This is a genomic window from Bacillus cereus group sp. MG1, assembly GCF_040460035.1.
GTDB classification, from domain to species: Bacteria; Bacillota; Bacilli; order Bacillales; family Bacillaceae_G; genus Bacillus_A; species Bacillus_A cereus.
Genome location: NZ_JARVGY010000001.1, coordinates 3,075,270 through 3,090,784 on the forward strand (window position 1 = coordinate 3,075,270; position 15,515 = coordinate 3,090,784).

Genomic DNA, 15,515 nt, shown 5'->3' on the forward strand with positions numbered 1-15,515 from the left:
TAATCTCCAACCTCAACTTATATGCGTGAGCATGCAAAAAGGATCCTATCCGTGAAGGGATCCTTTTTTGCATGCTGTCGCAATTATTGTATATAGACCAGGGATACGTTCTTCGATTCTTTCCGGTGCAGTAGAAGGGAAGAGCCATCTTTGATGAGGTCCGTGTTCTTCAACTAGTTTTTCAATTTTAAAATGTTCTTCCGCGAGTGTTGTAATGATTTCTCCTAACGTCCAGCGACGGATGGTTGTTTTAGGTAGCGATTCTTTCTGTGCTTCTGTAAGAAGGATGCTATAAGCAACATCATCTTCAATTAATTCTTCATCGAAATAATTTCCACTTGCTCGAAATGATGGATGGTCTACTCCTAATAGCTTTGTGTATATTGGATGGTAATTGCGAAGGATAAGTATTCCACCGGGCTTTAGTAGTTGAGAGATTGTTGTGAAAAGTGGTTTTAAATCTAGAAAGTAATGAAGTACACCAAGTTCCAGTAATACGATATCAAATGATTTGGAGAGATTTACATCTAGTACATCAGAAACGATGTAATGAATAGAGACGCCTGCGGCATCAGCAAGTTCATTTGCATATTTTGCATTACTTGCTGAAATATCAACAACTGTTACGTCAGAGCCTAAAAGGGCGAGTGCGACAGCTTTATTTCCTTTTGAGCCGAGTAAATTAATAATACATTTTCCTTTTGGGGATTTTATGTAAGGTAAATAATGTGCTACTTCGCGCGTGGGATCTTTCATGATTTTTTTCGCATAATCAGCTGGTGCCCCGTGGCGATTCGTCCAAGCTTCATAAGCAGCTGCATTCCAGCTTTTTTCATTTATAGTGCTTAGTTGTTTTTGATTCAATGTTATCACTCCTTTTGTGAACGTATAGTTATTCGGCAGGGGGATGGGATTTCCTTTTCTTTCTGGATAAAAGTTTGATTTTTCCGTGATTAAGTCGTACAATACTTTTTATACGTAAAAGCGTTGAAAAGGAAAAGTAGGATGAACACATTCTTTCCAGAGAGCTTCGGTAGCTGAGAAGAAGCAAGAATATTCATTTGAACAATGGCCTTTGAGCTTCGTCCTGAACTTATCAAATGATAATAGTAGGCGGCGACGAGAGTTGGTACTCGTTATCAAAACCACAGTATAAGAGCATATTGCTCCGTACTTGTTAAGGCTAATTATGTGAGTAATTAGCGAAATAAGGTGGTACCGCGACTGTTTATACAGCCCCGCCCTTATCTTTTTTAAGATAAGGGCGGGGCTTTTTATATTTAAAAGGAGGAATGTAAGATGAGTATTTTTATTGGAGGCGCTTGGCCGTATGCAAATGGTTCGTTACACCTTGGCCATATTGCGAGTTTGTTACCTGGAGATATTTTAGCGCGTTATTACAGGGCAAAAGGTGAGAATGTGCTGTATGTTTCAGGGAGTGATTGTAATGGAACACCGATTGCAATTAGAGCAAAACAAGAAGGTGTGACAGCGAAAGAAATTGCTGATAAGTATCATGAAGAGTTCCAGCGATGTTTTCGTAGCCTTGGTTTTACTTATGATTGTTATACACGTACAGATAGTGAGCACCATCATGAAACGGTTCAAAATGTTTTTTTACGTTTATTAGAAGAAGGACATATTTATAAAAAAACAGTGGAACAAGCGTATTGTGAAACGTGTACACAGTTTTTACCGGATCGTTATGTAGAAGGAATATGTCCACATTGCCATGAAGCAGCAAGAGGAGATCAATGCGATGCTTGTTCTGCTATTTTAGATCCTCTCGATTTGTTAGAAAAGAAATGTAAGTTATGTGGTAGTACGCCATCTGTAGAGGAAACAGAGCATTTCTATTTTGCATTGCATACATTTCAGCAGCAAATTAAAAGAGCTGTAGAAATTGCCAAACAAACAGGGACATGGCGCGACAATGCGATTCAACTAACAGAGAGATATGTAAAGGAAGGATTAATAGATAGGGCCGTATCACGTGATTTACCAATTGGGGTACCAATTCCAGTAGAAGGGTATGAAGATAAGAAAATTTACGTATGGATTGAAGCAGTGACAGGCTATTATTCAGCGAGTAAACATTGGGCTGAAGAAACAGGGAAAGATGATCAAGAGTTTTGGGATAGCGAAGCGAAAACATATTATGTGCACGGAAAGGATAATATTCCGTTTCATTCCGTCATTTGGCCAGCGGTATTACTTGGAATAGGGGAGGAAGCAATCCCGCGTCATATCGTTTCGAATGAATATTTAACAGTTGAAAAAAGAAAATTATCTACAAGTAAAAACTGGGCAGTATGGGTGCCTGACATATTAGAACGCTATGATCCAGATTCTATTCGTTACTTTTTAACCGTCAACGCACCAGAAAATCGCGATACTGATTTTTCATGGCGGGAATTTATTTACAGTCATAATAGTGAATTATTAGGTGCATACGGGAACTTTGTGAACCGGACATTAAAGTTTATCGAAAAATATTATGGTGGTATCGTGACGAAGGGAAGTATTGAGGTAGAGCTGAAAGATAAAGTAGAAGGATTATATAAGCGTGTAGGAGAGGCGATTGAGCAAACTAAATTTAAGGTGGCGCTAGAAACAATATTTGATACAGTACGTTTTGCAAATAAATATTTTGATGAAAAGCAGCCTTGGAAACAAAGAGAAGATGATCCAGTTTCATGTGAAGAAACGATTTATAACTGTGTGTATCTTATCGCTAATTTTGCCCATCTCCTTGAACCATTTTTACCATTTTCAAGTGAAAGAGTTCGAAACACATTGTCGATTGTGAACCGAAATTGGGAACCGCAAAATACGTTGCCAAGTAGAATTGATAGCGTACAGCCATTATTTGAGCGAATCGATGTAAAACAAATTGAGCATGAGATAGAGAAGCTGTATGGAGCGGTAAAATGAGATAGAGAAAAAGACCTTTCAAGTAAATGAAAGGTCTTTTGTTATGCAGTATGATTCTCTTTCTTATCTTTCAAAAAGAAAAGTACAGCAAGGATTACAAGAATAATAGCTGCAATATCATACGTTATTTTAAATGTAGTATTAAAGTTTAAGTACTCTACGAAAGGAGTTTTCACTGCTCCTGCATATATACAAACGGGAACGAGAAGTAAATCGTAAAATTTCTTTTCTTTCATATATCTTATTAGGAAGAAGATACACATAATAGCAAAAAATACGATGCTTAAAATAGTCATTTATACCTCCAGATAAATTTACTTATTTTAATTGCAGTTATATCTTTTATATAAATTCTGTATTTTTTCAAGCGCTGTGCACGCGATTGTGTTTCCTTTCTTTCCTAGCCGTAAGCAGCTGAGGAGTGAAGATCCCAACCAATATAAAAATAATTCCAATCCACTGCATGAACGTTACGACTTCATGTACAAGTGTAATTGAAGCAATAATAGCAGTTGGTAATTCAGCTGCACCTAATATCGTACTAAGCCCTGTTCCAACCTTTGGTACACCGATTGAAAAACAAATGACAGGTACGACAACACCGAACAAGCCGAGGAAGAAAGTATATTTCCATAGGCCAGCTTGCAAAGCACCGTCTGTTAAAAAGGTTGGCGGAAAGAATAGGCATACGATAAGAGTAGCACTTGTTGTCATAAGAAAGCTTTTCGTATAAGGCGGAACATCCGTAGCGACGCGCCCGCTTGCAAAAACATAGAATGAAAAAGAGACAGCAGCTAATAGCCCAAAGATAATCCCTTTCGTAGAAAAACTTTGTCCGAGGCCTTCAAATACACCACCTGCAAACAATGTACCAGCAAATAAAATAAGGATAGATATGATCTTATCGTGGCTTGGAAATGTTCGATTTGCAATGGCTTCGATAATGACACCAATCCAAGTGAACTGAAAGAGTAGGACGACAGCGATAGATGCGGGTAGTTCTTCTACAGAAATAGCGTAAAAAATCCCAGTCATACTCATTGTTGTTCCGACGGTTAGTAATGAAAAAAATTGTTTTTTTGTTACTTTATGATGTGAAAAGAAAAGAACGAGTAGAAATAGTCCAATCCATCCGAAGACATATTGTCCCCCTAGGAGTTGATGTGCTGAAAATCCATTTATGAATCCGAGTTTGAAAATAGTTGAAAGTATGCCGTAGCTGCAAGCACCGAATAAAACGAGCAATGAATATTTAAACTTTTCCATAAAAAATCCTCCTTTTAAGTAATAAAAAACGCCCGCTATCCAAATAAGGATAACGGGCGAACGAAACAGAGTAAGACACTCTACAAAATTCCGCCACTCACACATGAAGTATGAGTTTGGGGTATGTAATTATAGTGAATGTTACATTGCTTTTGGGAATACAATGGAGCATTTTACACCTTGAGCTGTGTTTTGTATCCCGTAAGGAAACTGATGTTTATCTAATATTTGTTTCACGATATATAATCCAAGACCACTACCTTGTACTAACCCGTGTTTATCAGGATTTGCGCGATAGAAAGGCTCAAATAAATGAGCAAGTTTATCTTCATCAATTTGTGAACCTGTATTTAATACTTCTAATGCGTAACCATTTGGTTTTTCATAAAGCTTTATATATACGTGCTGATGGTCAATTGTATAATGAATTGCATTTGAAATAATGTTAAAAATAGCAGTTTGAATAAATTTAGGATCAGCTAAAATTTGTACGTCGTGTTTAATATTAGATTGTACATTTAATTGTTTTACAGATACAAAGTAATCTACTTTCTTCATAACATCCTCAATAATATTAGATAAAGAAATGACTTCTAAATTCGGTTTAAATTGAGGGTTTTGTATTTTGGATAATTCCGACATTTTTTCCGTTAATATGTTAATGTCTTGCATCATCTCGTAGGAACGTTTCAAATACTTATCTCTATCTTTATAAGCTCCAATTCCGTGAATCATGCCATCTAGTTGTCCCATGACGGCTGCGATTGGTGTTTTTAATTCATGGGACACCATAGACATAAATTCTTTACGAGATTGTTCTAATTGTTGTTCCTTCTTGAGCTCGTTTCTTAAATCTTGATTGCTTGCATGTAAATTCTTTACAATATTTGGTACTTGCGAAGCGGCTACTTGCAAATTAAAATCTGTTTGATCTGCATTTTTGTTAAGTAGCTTTTTATCGGAGAAATCAAGATTCATAATATCTTTTAAAGCATCACTCATATATTGAAAAGGTTTGGCAATTAGTTTTGTATAAATTAATGATCCGAGTAGTGATAATGCAAGCATTGTCGCGCCAATATGTGGAGCTAATTGCTGCAACGCATCTGCTAACTTTGGATTATCATTTGTATCATTTGTTTTACTTGCTGCATTTTGTGTATGTAAGGCATCATTATTAGCGGCTTTCTTTTCTGCTTCTGTAGGCGGATTAGAAGTGCTATTTTTCCCCGAAAGATTTTGTGTATGTTCTTTTGCCTTTGCAGTTTGGCTAGGCTGCAAAAGGTGATTGATAGCTGTAGAAAGAGATTTATAATCTATAATAGAAGATTGGAAATTAGAAATACTCCCCTTTGACACAGCTTTATTTTGCTTCGTTTTACTTCCGTCGTTTTGCTTATCTGAATCGGCCTGTTCTGTAGTCGGCGTTCCATTTTCTTTCGCAAAACGTTCTTTATCGTAGTTTGAAGCTAGAAAGTAAATAATTTGATAAAGACAAAGTGATAAAAGAATACAAAATAATAAGGTTTTGATGAAAATATTTTTGGTGATGTTGTCTTTGCTACGATTCGATTTTGTAGCCAATGCCTTTCACCGTTTTAATATAAGGAATTCCTAATTTTTTTCTTAAGTTTTTAATATGTGTATCTATAACTCTTACATCACCATAATGTTCATAGCCCCATACCTTATTCAACAAATCACTTCTTGATAATACTTTTCCTCGATTTTGCAGTAAAGTATAAATAATTTCAAATTCTTTTGTTGTCAATTCAATTTGATTACCATGAACATAAGCTGCATATGCTGTAGAGTTTAACATCAATTCATGGAATTGTAGTATAGTTGCAGCTTCTGCTTCCTTCGTTGCTGCCCTTCTTAATACAGCCTCTACACGCTTAATAAATACAGTGTAATGGAACGGTTTCGTAATATAGTCATCAATACCTAACTCAAATCCTTTAATTTCACTTTCTTCATTATGTAAGCCTGTTAACATAATGATTGGTACATCAGATTGTCCTCGCATAATTTTACAAATACTATAGCCATCTATATCTGGTAACATTACATCGAGGAGGACAAGATCGTATGAATTTTTTTGGAAAAGAAGAATACCTTCTGTTCCGGCACCAACTACATCAACGGTAAAGTTTTGTGCCATTAGAAATTCACGAATCAGTTCTTGTATATCTGGGTTGTCTTCAATCACCAGTATATGCGTCATAGTAACACCTCCTAAATAACGCTTTTTACTGCAATATTCGAATTCATCATTTTTCGAGTGACTCAGATTGTTTATACATATAATAAGCCCCCGCTATAAAATAATCATGAAGGTAGCAAGGGGAATAGTTTAGTGTTACTGAATAATTCAGAATTACAGTAGTTCTATTATAGTATGTATTATAAAATTTATAAAATATTATAACTGTATAATTTTAATATCTACGTTTATCAATGTTTAGATATTAGCTAATCAAATCTATTCCTATTATATATGTAAATACAGTTGTTTTGCTACTGTAAATGAATAAATAAAATAAGCCAAGACATAAAATTCTTGGCTACACATAAGTCTTGTTTTTAGGCTATTTTACAGTGACAGTAGCTTGCTGCTGAACGCGCTCAAATAACCAGTGTATATCATTGTTATACATACGAATACAACCAAGTGTTGTCCATTTGCCGATTGCTTGATTATTGTTAGTTCCGTGAATCGCATAAGTTGTTCCGTAAGTTCCTGCCATATTTAATCCGAGCCAACGGTCACCAAGTGGATTACGTGGATCGCCGCCTTTAATTTTTCCTGTATAATAAGGGCGGTTTTTAATTTTATTTACGATTTGAAAAGTGCCTTTAGGTGTAGGTGTTGCAGCTTTTCCAGTAGCGACAGTAAAACTTTTTATAAATTTTCCATCCTGATAATAATCCATTTTATTTAACTGAGTGTCTACGATTAATTGATCTTTCGTTGTAGCTGCCTCTGCACTAGCGAATGGAAGAGTTAAAAATCCTAATGATAATAGTGCGCTTAATAATAATTTTTTCATTGTTATTCTCCTTTTACTATCGTAATAGTCTTACATACAATGAAGTTGTAATCCTCGTAATGCTTTATTTACATTTTCATCTAATGTTTCAAAGAATGTAGTGATTTTGCTGTTGTGTTTGTTGTTATCAATAAGTAATCTTTCATTTAATAAAAGCTCACCACGTAGTCCAAAACTTTGAACTTGAATATTTAGCTCATCTTCATTTTCAGAAATGATTGGTAAGAAATAGTGAAAAGCTTTTGTTGGAATGATGTAGCTTTTGCCAATCATGCTTTCTTGATTTGAATTAATCCATTTTTTCGTGACAATTTTAATATTCTTTTTTGAAACGATAAAAGATAGTGTTGTAGATTTTGTTAAACTTACGTCAAATTCACTTGTTTCACATATTTGTAAATTAAAAACGGTTTCATTTTGATGAGATTCAACATTTGTATTAATAAAATCGTGCATTTTATATGCTTCCATTTCGTATTCACCCTTTTTTCAATTTCGAAAAACGACTTATATTTATTCAAATTAATGCTTAGTCATATATTGGTTAAATTTTTCAACAAATTCCGATATAATCTTACAATACGTATATGAAGCTAATATGAAGTTAGCATGAGTTTGTGATGGTTTTTTATTGAGAACAAAATAAGAAAGCTTTTTTAGTGCTAAAAAATGGATAAAATCTGCATGTTATTAATGCGTCTTTTCGCTATTTCGACTTGGAAAATAATTTTTACTATTTAATAAAGAACGAAAATCATTAGTGTGACCCTTACAAAAATGTAATAAAAATGTAAGCTATTGTGATAGTTATTTCGACAATTTTTTTATACAATAATAGTAAGAAGTTGTACGTGATTGAAAGGAGAGATGACATGGAATGGATTCATGAATTATTTCAGCAATACGGGTATTATGTTGTACTTGTCGGCTTGCTGTTAGAATATATTGCACTTCCGTTTCCGGGAGAGCCAACATTAGCATATGCGGGATTTTTAGCACATAAGGGTGATTTAAGTTTACCGATTTTAATTATTCTATCCTTTATTGGGACAAGTGTAGGAATGACGATTCAATACTTTTTAGGAAATAAATTAGGTATGCCTTTCATTCAAAAGTATGGGAAATACGTATTTTTAACACAAAGAAAAATTGACTTAACGAGAATGTGGTTTGATAAGTATGGGTACTTCCTAATTTTTATTGGTTTCTTTATTCCTGGTGTACGTCATTTCACAGGATACTTTGCAGGAATTATTAATTTACCATTCCGTCGTTTTGCCATTACAATTTATTCAGGCGCTCTATTTTGGGTATCATTCTTCTTAATCGGTGGTTACTGGTTAGGTGGAAACTTACATGATATCTTTGGAGTGCTAGAAGATCATATCGGTAAAATCATTTTTGGAGTTATTGTGATTGTAGCGGTTACGTTGGGTATTCGTTTCCGTAAGCAGTTAAAACGAGTATTACTACAAAACGCAAGTTAATATGAAATCCATTCTATGTCAGAATTTAGGAAGGCAGTGCAAAAGCACTGCCTTTTTTATTTTATTTTTAAGACTATGTTTAATGCACATTTTACATTCTTTATAGGAATTTGATACAGGATAAGAAATAAGTATTTTGTCAATTATTATAGTCGTAATGACAATTATAATTGACAAATATAAGGATATTATTTACAATTGTAATTAAATAAATGAAAAAGAGGGAAGACATGAAGCTTCAAAATCGAGTGAGGGAATTGCGAGCAAAGCATCGTTTATCACAAGGGGATTTAGGGAAAGCGATTGGATCATCACGGCAAACGATTAGTTTAATTGAGCGTGGGGATTATGCACCATCTATCGTATTGTCGTTAAAAATCGCACAAATTTTCAATGTACCGGTGGAGGAAATATTTACGTTAGTAGAGGGGGAAGAGGACGATGAAGAGTAAGAGAAAAAAACAATTTGATTCTGTGGGGAAAATAGCATTAAGTATGATAGGAGGATTTTTAACGTCTTATATAGCTTTAAATTTACTCTCGGATGAACCGAGAAAATTATCATCCAATACATTTATAGGTATATGTACTATTTTTGGAATTTTAATGATGTACTATACTTGGAAGAATACACGTATGTTAGCAGAGGCACGCGATGAAGAAGAGAGCGTACAAGGCAGAAAATTAGGCATTATAAGTATATATTTACGTGTAGGTGATATAGTGACGCAGGCATGGTTTGTATATGCAGTTATTACATGTAGACGTGCACTGTTGCAGGATACAAATGTTTCATTTGCGGTGTGGAATTTAGTAGCTTCTATTGTTTGTTTAACTACTGTAGTAATTATCGGACTCATAACAAAAAATCGTTATAATAAGCTATATCCTGAACAAGGTGTAACGTATATGGAATCTATGAAAATGTGGACGAAAAACGCAGATGAAGGATTAAAGCACATTGTGCATGAGGCTGGATATAAAGCATATGAATTTAAGAATACAATATTGGCATATGTATGGTGGGCTGCCGTTATATATACAGCTGCTAGTAATATCGATTTTGTATTAATTGGCTTAATCTCATTTATTTGGATATTGCATCTTGGGAAGTTCATGTACGAAATGCAAAGGAAAATGATTTATTAAGGGGAGAAAAAGGTGGATATTTTAAGAAGGCCAGCTGGTTCAATGACAGTGGCGTTAATGCTGTCCATTTTATACGGAGTAATCCGAACTGGGAAATTAGAAGTAATTTTGAACCTATGGGCAATAGTTGGAATTTCATTATTAGTGTTAGCCATTCATGAGCTAGGACATGTAGTATTTGGTGTAATAGGTGGTTTAACATTTAAATTTATGACAGTAGGACCCATTACTATTCAAAAAGAAAAGGGAAAATTACGCATTCGAGCAAATAAATTATGGGCTTACTTTGGAGGCGTTGCAACACTAGTACCACCTTCTATAGAGACACCGAATCTTTCGAAAAAATGGGCGTGGCTCACTTTAGGTGGACCAATTACGAGTTTACTGTTTGGTATTACTTCCGGTTACATATACATGGTGAGTTATTATCAATATCTTTTATATTTTTCCTTTTTCCATTTTGCAATCTTTGCGGTTACAATTGTGCCGATAAAAGGAACGCTTATGAGTGATGGGATGCAATTTCTTATTTTAATTAAAGATGATGAAAGAGCTAGAAATCATTTATATGAGATTCAAATATCGAGTGAGTTATTTAGTTATAAAAGACCGAAAGATTGGGATGAAAGATTAGTAGAATTGAGTGAGGAGAAAATAAAAGACAATAAAGGGATAAGAGAGATAATGAGTAGACTTATGCTTGTCTTTTTTGCTCGTGCAGATCAAGAGGGAATGGAAAGAGCGATACCGTATATAGAAAGAATTGTTCAACTACCTGTAACGAAAGAAAATAAGTTTTTCGTTAGCAGTTTTCATAGTTGGTATCTTTTATATAAAGCCCTTTATCAGATGGATAGTCTTTCTTTGCAAGAAGCAAAGGAACATGCAAAGGCTATTACAAAAATGGACTTAAACGGATATTATCGTACACAAGGAATTATCAAATATTTAGAGAATGATCTAGAAGCTTCCCATACTTATATGAAGAAAGCTGATAAAGAATTAAAGAGCGCCGAGAAGAGTGAGATGGGATATTTACAATTAGAAAGAGAATGGTTTGAGCAGTTGAAGGTGAGGGTATCTTACGATGGGTGAGGTATCCTCTTTTTTCTATGTCATCTTATGCCGTTCCATAAATAGTCCGGGGCGAGTAAAATGAGATAAGAAGAGCAAAGCTTGGAGGAAGTAAATATGGAAATTTTATCAATTATTTTGATAGTCTTGCTCATTTATGTTGTTTTTAAAGTGGCATATGTAGCATTAAAGATACTCGCGATCCTATTAATTATCTTTTTAATCGTAGAGTTCGGCAGTAAGTTGCTTGGGGGATAGGGTATGTTGTGCGTTTCGAGTGTCGAAGGTTGTCGTTAAATCGATATCTTGTGTTGAACCGTTGATATAATGAAAAAATCGTTGATATAAGTGGAGAAATGATCGATATATTTGAAAAATCGTTGATATATTTTAGTGAATACGAAGTGGGGTATGTGGAAAAGAAGTTGCCGTTGGGTAGCTTCTTTTTATTGTAGTGGCAGGGTATAGAGCATAAATAGGTTGCCGAAAATTGCCGGTAAGTCGATAGCCTGTGTCGAACGGTCGATATAATGAAAAAATCGCTGATATAAGTGGAGAAATCGCCGATATATATGGAGAATCGCTGATATAATCCGGTTGGTACTGGATGGGGTATGTGAGAAAGAAGTTGCCGTGAGGGCAACTTCTTTTTATCGTGATGCGGGGTATGCAAACCAACATAAAAAAGCTGGAAGAGTATCTTCCAGCTTAAGAGTTACTTTCAATTTGACGACCGCTATCTTCTTCAGTGTCTTGTAATAGGTTGAATACGTCTGCTAGGCAGAATGCAATGAACCAAGTCCATAGACCGTGGAAGAAAGCTGAGCTTAATTGAAGTGGTAATGTATAGTTTGTCATTGAGTAGGAAATACATCCACCAACGATTCCGATCATTGTTAATAACATTGTTTTTTGAGCATTTTCTTCTGGATTGAAGAGGAAGTAAATGTATCCGCCTAAAATTGAAGCGCTTACAAGCGTTTCGATTCCATTAAAGATGATATTCTCTCCAAGCTGAGTGTTTGTCCAGAAGCAGATTGTTCCGCCGATAATAGCAAACAGGACAGCTATTGTATATCGTATATATTGATTCATATGTTCATCTCCCTATGTAATACGATGATTTGGAAGTCAAAAAGGTAGGTATAGTATATTGAAGTGAGTTTTAATTGTACGTATCTTTTTATAAAAAGATCATTGAAGAGTAACTAAGATGATCGGTTGTTTAAACCGTTACGTGTATGGTGTCTGAAATATACCCGACTGCTCGTTTCTTTTTGCTTGTAAAATAAGAGAAACTTCCAAGTCTATATACTCTTTTTTTTGTGAGTCTGCTTTCATTATAACACATTTAGGGACATAATAATAGAATTATCTGATTTTGTAATAAGTGTAAAAAATAAAAAGCGTAAGGAAATACCATTAACGGTGCAGTTTAGTGGAAGAAGGATTTTAATTTATTATGATGAAATATGTAATCAAGGTGAGATCTAAGAATGAGGCTTAAATACTATAAAAAATGTTTTATAGCATGAATGTAAGGGAGGAGAGCTAACTTGGAGTTCACAACAGAAAGATTAATAATTAGACCTTTTAAGAGTACTGATTTACAGGATGTATTTGCTATTTATAATAGTGATGATACATGTAAGTTCCTATTACATAATAAGTGGACTCATGAAGACATGCAGAAAAGATTTAATAAGAAGCTAGCAAATAATGTACTTACTAAAGAAACAATATTAAGTTTGGCAGTTATATACAAAACTAAAGTAGTTGGTGATTTATCCGTATGGTACACAAATATGAAAGACACTGTTGAGATTGGTTATAGTTTTGCAAAGGAAGTAGCTGGGAGAGGTTTGGCAACAGAAGCAGTAAGTAGTTTGGTATTGAAATTATTTAATGAATGTAATGTACATCGTATACAGGCTAATCTTGATGCACGTAATACAGCTTCACAAAAATTGTGTGAACGAATAGGCATGAGAAAGGAAGCCCATTTCATACAAGATTTTTGGAATAAAGAGGAATGGACAGATAGTATTGTATATGGAATGCTATCCTCCGATTTGTAGTAATAAACTTAGTGATTTTATTATGCTAAAAGGTACGTTAGTTGAATAACAAAGGGCATAACATATTATATATGACTAATATGTTATGCCCTTTAATTTATTAACCTGTTTTATATGCGTTTGAAACGGCCGACAATTTCAACTGTTTCAGTAATGTTCATAAATGCTTTGTTATCCACTTGACGGATAATACGTTTCATTTCGCCTAACTCATAGCGAGTCACGACAGTGTAAATCATTTTTTTCTTATGGTTTGTATAGCCGCCGACAGCGTCTACCATTGTCACCCCGCGTATGCCGTGATGTAGTAGTGCGCTTTTTATTTCCTCGCCTTTTTCTGTAATAGTCATTATCGTTAATTTAATATGTTTCGTATGCACAGCGTCGATAACTTTGCTGACTACAAATCGACTAATTAACGTATAAAGTGTAATATCCCATCCGAAAATAAAACCTGCTGCTACAAGTAAGATTAAGTTGAATACAAATATGATTGCTCCAATTGAAACATCTCGATATTTCGCTACAATCAATCCGACAACATCAAAACCACCTGTTGAAGAAGCAAATCGGAATATAATTCCTGAAGCTGCTCCGCAGATAACACCACCGAATACAGAAGAAAGTAAAATATCGTCTGAAACTTGGTGTACCGGGATAATGTTCATCGCTAACGATGACACAGCTACAAAGTACGCTGTTAAAAAGGTTGTCTTCTTTCCTAAGTAAAAGTGACTTAAAATAAGAAGAGGAATGTTTAGTAAAAAGATAAGTGCACCGATATTGTAGTGCATTAAATAACCGATAATCATCCCTACACCAGCGAATCCACCGCTAATCATATTATGCGGGATAAAAAACATATTCATAGAAATTGCATACAAAATAGAAGCTATAAAAATAACAACCAACTGTATCATAAATTCTAAGTGAAATGTTTTAGCTGCTGGGAAGGATAAAAAGGCGGTGTCGGGAACGTAATCGGCGTCTCCTAGTTGACCCATAGTATGTTTCATCTCCATATTCATTTTTGATTACAAGAAGAGAATAAAGGTTTTTTCAAAAACTGGCAATAGTTTTATTATAATGCAAAAATTTTATAAATTTCTAATAAATCAAGCCTATTCATTGATGTGTGTGAATATGCTAAAGAAAGCGAATACAACGTTTCTTAATTATTGTTTTCTTGAGAAAATATGCAAAATACTTTTTTTGAAAATAAAAGGAAATAGAGAATATTTGCCCGATGTGCTAAAATGACCTTATTAAGGATGTGAAGCGATGGAATTTTTATTGCAGGATGCAATTCTATATATATCGTTTGTAACGACAGCACTTTGCTTATTAGAAGTTTTCTTCCTTGCTAATGTTTCTCGCTTTGTGCGTCAACAAGCATCAAGCGGTAGACAAAGAGCTTTTGCGTTAGTTGATACATGTGAAGATAGTGCGGGAAATGTACCGCTATTTTCAATTTTTTATAAATATGGAATGATTCGTTCCGTACGCAGACAAGAATCAAGTGAAGAGAATGATGAGGTTGGTCCGTATACACCAATGTTTCGCTAAATAATTACGAAACATTGGAGGAATGAACATGTTAAAATCATACCGAGCTGCGCTCATTAGTTTATCAGTAGTACTTGTTTTTGTTTTATCCGGCTGCAGTAATGCAGGCACAATTGATTCACATAGTACGGGAATATGGAACCATTATTTCGTATATCCAATCTCGTATATGATTCAATTTGTTGCTCATCATATACCGGGAGCTAGCTTCGGGGTTGCTATCATTATTATGACGCTCGTTATTCGTTCAGCCATGATTCCATTAGCTGTTTCGCAATATCGCAGCCAAGCGAAAATGAAGAAAATGCAACCTGAATTGCAGAAGCTAAAGAAAAAATACGGTGATGTAAGCAAAGACCTTGAAAAACAAAAGCAGTATCAAAAAGAAATGTCAGAACTAATGAAATCAGGCGGTTGGAATCCACTTGCTGGTTGCTGGCCAATTTTTATACAAATGCCGATTTTCTCTGCTTTGTATTATGCGATTAGCAGAACGGAAGAGATTCGCACATCTTCGTTTTTATGGGTGAACCTAGGACATGCAGATCCATATCATATATTACCGATTATTGCAGCGTTAACGACATTTATTCAGATGAAAGTTTTCCAATCGAATATTACACCTGGAGAACAAGTACAGATGCTAAAGATGCAGCAAATTATGATGCCAGCAATGATTCTATTTATGGGGTTTGCGGCGCCATCAGGACTTGTGTTGTACTGGATAACAGGTAACTTATTTACAATGACACAAACAATTGTATTAAGAAAAATAATGGAACGTGAAGAGTTACAATTACAAAAAGCATAGAGAAACACCGCTCATTACGAGCGGTGTTTTTTATTTGAATCGTTAAGGAAATTTTAAGAAACCAATATTACTATTGGCGTTGTATACGAAAGTGTAC

General features: G+C 34.7%; 18 protein-coding genes and 1 other annotated feature. Of the genes, 9 read left to right on the forward strand and 9 right to left on the reverse strand.

Features of this window, described 5'->3' with window-relative positions; translation table 11 throughout:
* Positions 1-45: 45 nt before the first annotated feature.
* Positions 46-864, reverse strand: a complete 819-nt coding sequence (locus tag QCI79_RS15915; protein ID WP_021727549.1) for a class I SAM-dependent methyltransferase — start codon at positions 862-864, stop codon at positions 46-48.
* Between the two features lie 114 nt (positions 865-978).
* Positions 979-1,249: a binding site (T-box leader), on the forward strand.
* A gap of 50 nt (positions 1,250-1,299) precedes the next feature.
* Between QCI79_RS15915 and metG the strand changes: the two genes are divergently transcribed.
* Positions 1,300-2,934, forward strand: a complete 1,635-nt coding sequence (gene metG, locus QCI79_RS15920) for a methionine--tRNA ligase (protein ID WP_000021558.1) — start codon at positions 1,300-1,302, stop codon at positions 2,932-2,934.
* Between the two features lie 41 nt (positions 2,935-2,975).
* Here the strand turns inward: metG and QCI79_RS15925 are convergent, their stop codons facing one another.
* From QCI79_RS15925 to QCI79_RS15950, 6 genes are all read right to left on the reverse strand, one after another.
* The gene (locus QCI79_RS15925) at positions 2,976-3,230 is read right to left on the reverse strand and encodes a hypothetical protein (protein ID WP_000154132.1); all 255 of its coding nucleotides are present in this window, start codon (positions 3,228-3,230) and stop codon (positions 2,976-2,978) included.
* A 67-nt stretch (positions 3,231-3,297) separates the two neighbouring features.
* Positions 3,298-4,200: an EamA family transporter gene (locus tag QCI79_RS15930; RefSeq protein ID WP_000410476.1), complete on the reverse strand. Its 903-nt coding sequence runs from the start codon at positions 4,198-4,200 to the stop codon at positions 3,298-3,300.
* 141 nt (positions 4,201-4,341) lie between these two features.
* A complete protein-coding gene (locus QCI79_RS15935) occupies positions 4,342-5,784 on the reverse strand; it encodes a sensor histidine kinase (RefSeq protein WP_000201959.1) in 1,443 nt (480 codons plus the stop codon).
* On the reverse strand, positions 5,762-6,427 hold the full coding sequence (locus QCI79_RS15940; protein ID WP_000148833.1) for a response regulator transcription factor: 666 nt from the start codon (positions 6,425-6,427) through the stop codon (positions 5,762-5,764). The genes QCI79_RS15935 and QCI79_RS15940 overlap by 23 nt, the downstream gene beginning before the upstream one ends.
* A gap of 364 nt (positions 6,428-6,791) precedes the next feature.
* The gene (locus QCI79_RS15945; protein WP_000735058.1) at positions 6,792-7,253 is read right to left on the reverse strand and encodes a L,D-transpeptidase; all 462 of its coding nucleotides are present in this window, start codon (positions 7,251-7,253) and stop codon (positions 6,792-6,794) included.
* Between the two features lie 30 nt (positions 7,254-7,283).
* Positions 7,284-7,724 carry a DUF3978 family protein gene (locus QCI79_RS15950; protein WP_000388768.1) on the reverse strand — a complete coding sequence of 147 codons (441 nt, stop codon included), beginning with the start codon at positions 7,722-7,724 and terminating at the stop codon, positions 7,284-7,286.
* A 401-nt stretch (positions 7,725-8,125) separates the two neighbouring features.
* On the opposite strand from QCI79_RS15950, the gene QCI79_RS15955 reads away from it, so the two are divergent.
* From QCI79_RS15955 to QCI79_RS15975, 5 genes are all read left to right on the forward strand, one after another.
* Positions 8,126-8,740, forward strand: coding sequence for a DedA family protein (locus QCI79_RS15955; RefSeq protein WP_000454752.1), 615 nt, complete (start codon positions 8,126-8,128; stop codon positions 8,738-8,740).
* A gap of 230 nt (positions 8,741-8,970) precedes the next feature.
* Entirely contained in the window at positions 8,971-9,192 is a 222-nt protein-coding gene (locus tag QCI79_RS15960; protein ID WP_000776168.1) for a helix-turn-helix transcriptional regulator, read from the forward strand.
* Entirely contained in the window at positions 9,182-9,889 is a 708-nt protein-coding gene (locus QCI79_RS15965; RefSeq protein WP_000837713.1) for a DUF3169 family protein, read from the forward strand. The genes QCI79_RS15960 and QCI79_RS15965 overlap by 11 nt, the downstream gene beginning before the upstream one ends.
* Before the next feature lie 42 nt (positions 9,890-9,931).
* Entirely contained in the window at positions 9,932-10,984 is a 1,053-nt protein-coding gene (locus QCI79_RS15970; protein ID WP_033676845.1) for a site-2 protease family protein, read from the forward strand.
* A gap of 96 nt (positions 10,985-11,080) precedes the next feature.
* Positions 11,081-11,221, forward strand: coding sequence for a DUF3985 family protein (locus tag QCI79_RS15975; RefSeq protein WP_000404758.1), 141 nt, complete (start codon positions 11,081-11,083; stop codon positions 11,219-11,221).
* A 450-nt stretch (positions 11,222-11,671) separates the two neighbouring features.
* On the opposite strand, the gene QCI79_RS15980 is transcribed toward QCI79_RS15975, so the two are convergent.
* A complete protein-coding gene (locus QCI79_RS15980; protein ID WP_001077776.1) occupies positions 11,672-12,058 on the reverse strand; it encodes a DUF3938 domain-containing protein in 387 nt (128 codons plus the stop codon).
* A 461-nt stretch (positions 12,059-12,519) separates the two neighbouring features.
* Here QCI79_RS15980 and QCI79_RS15985 point away from each other — a divergent pair, with 461 nt between their 5' ends.
* Positions 12,520-13,041 (forward strand): GNAT family N-acetyltransferase, encoded by a 522-nt coding sequence (locus tag QCI79_RS15985; RefSeq protein WP_000397306.1) that lies wholly within the window; start codon positions 12,520-12,522, stop codon positions 13,039-13,041.
* A 110-nt stretch (positions 13,042-13,151) separates the two neighbouring features.
* Here the strand turns inward: QCI79_RS15985 and QCI79_RS15990 are convergent, their stop codons facing one another.
* On the reverse strand, positions 13,152-14,045 hold the full coding sequence (locus QCI79_RS15990; RefSeq protein ID WP_000530044.1) for a YitT family protein: 894 nt from the start codon (positions 14,043-14,045) through the stop codon (positions 13,152-13,154).
* 277 nt (positions 14,046-14,322) lie between these two features.
* Here QCI79_RS15990 and QCI79_RS15995 point away from each other — a divergent pair, with 277 nt between their 5' ends.
* Both QCI79_RS15995 and QCI79_RS16000 read left to right on the forward strand, forming a co-directional pair.
* On the forward strand, positions 14,323-14,607 hold the full coding sequence (locus tag QCI79_RS15995; RefSeq protein ID WP_000394930.1) for a hypothetical protein: 285 nt from the start codon (positions 14,323-14,325) through the stop codon (positions 14,605-14,607).
* Between the two features lie 28 nt (positions 14,608-14,635).
* Positions 14,636-15,418: a membrane protein insertase YidC gene (locus QCI79_RS16000; RefSeq protein WP_000920519.1), complete on the forward strand. Its 783-nt coding sequence runs from the start codon at positions 14,636-14,638 to the stop codon at positions 15,416-15,418.
* Positions 15,419-15,515: the final 97 nt, after the last annotated feature.

Coding starts and splice junctions, on each gene's coding strand:
- QCI79_RS15930 (WP_000410476.1), bottom strand. CDS start 4,200: ATGGAAAAGTTTAAATATTCATTGCTCGTTTTATTCGGTGCTTGCAGC.
- QCI79_RS15960 (WP_000776168.1), top strand. CDS start 8,971: ATGAAGCTTCAAAATCGAGTGAGGGAATTGCGAGCAAAGCATCGTTTA.
- QCI79_RS15940 (WP_000148833.1), bottom strand. CDS start 6,427: ATGACGCATATACTGGTGATTGAAGACAACCCAGATATACAAGAACTG.
- QCI79_RS15995 (WP_000394930.1), top strand. CDS start 14,323: ATGGAATTTTTATTGCAGGATGCAATTCTATATATATCGTTTGTAACG.
- QCI79_RS15950 (WP_000388768.1), bottom strand. CDS start 7,724: ATGGAAGCATATAAAATGCACGATTTTATTAATACAAATGTTGAATCT.
- QCI79_RS15955 (WP_000454752.1), top strand. CDS start 8,126: ATGGAATGGATTCATGAATTATTTCAGCAATACGGGTATTATGTTGTA.
- QCI79_RS15980 (WP_001077776.1), bottom strand. CDS start 12,058: ATGAATCAATATATACGATATACAATAGCTGTCCTGTTTGCTATTATC.
- QCI79_RS15965 (WP_000837713.1), top strand. CDS start 9,182: ATGAAGAGTAAGAGAAAAAAACAATTTGATTCTGTGGGGAAAATAGCA.
- metG (WP_000021558.1), top strand. CDS start 1,300: ATGAGTATTTTTATTGGAGGCGCTTGGCCGTATGCAAATGGTTCGTTA.
- QCI79_RS16000 (WP_000920519.1), top strand. CDS start 14,636: ATGTTAAAATCATACCGAGCTGCGCTCATTAGTTTATCAGTAGTACTT.
- QCI79_RS15925 (WP_000154132.1), bottom strand. CDS start 3,230: ATGACTATTTTAAGCATCGTATTTTTTGCTATTATGTGTATCTTCTTC.
- QCI79_RS15945 (WP_000735058.1), bottom strand. CDS start 7,253: ATGAAAAAATTATTATTAAGCGCACTATTATCATTAGGATTTTTAACT.
- QCI79_RS15975 (WP_000404758.1), top strand. CDS start 11,081: ATGGAAATTTTATCAATTATTTTGATAGTCTTGCTCATTTATGTTGTT.
- QCI79_RS15990 (WP_000530044.1), bottom strand. CDS start 14,045: ATGGGTCAACTAGGAGACGCCGATTACGTTCCCGACACCGCCTTTTTA.
- QCI79_RS15970 (WP_033676845.1), top strand. CDS start 9,932: ATGACAGTGGCGTTAATGCTGTCCATTTTATACGGAGTAATCCGAACT.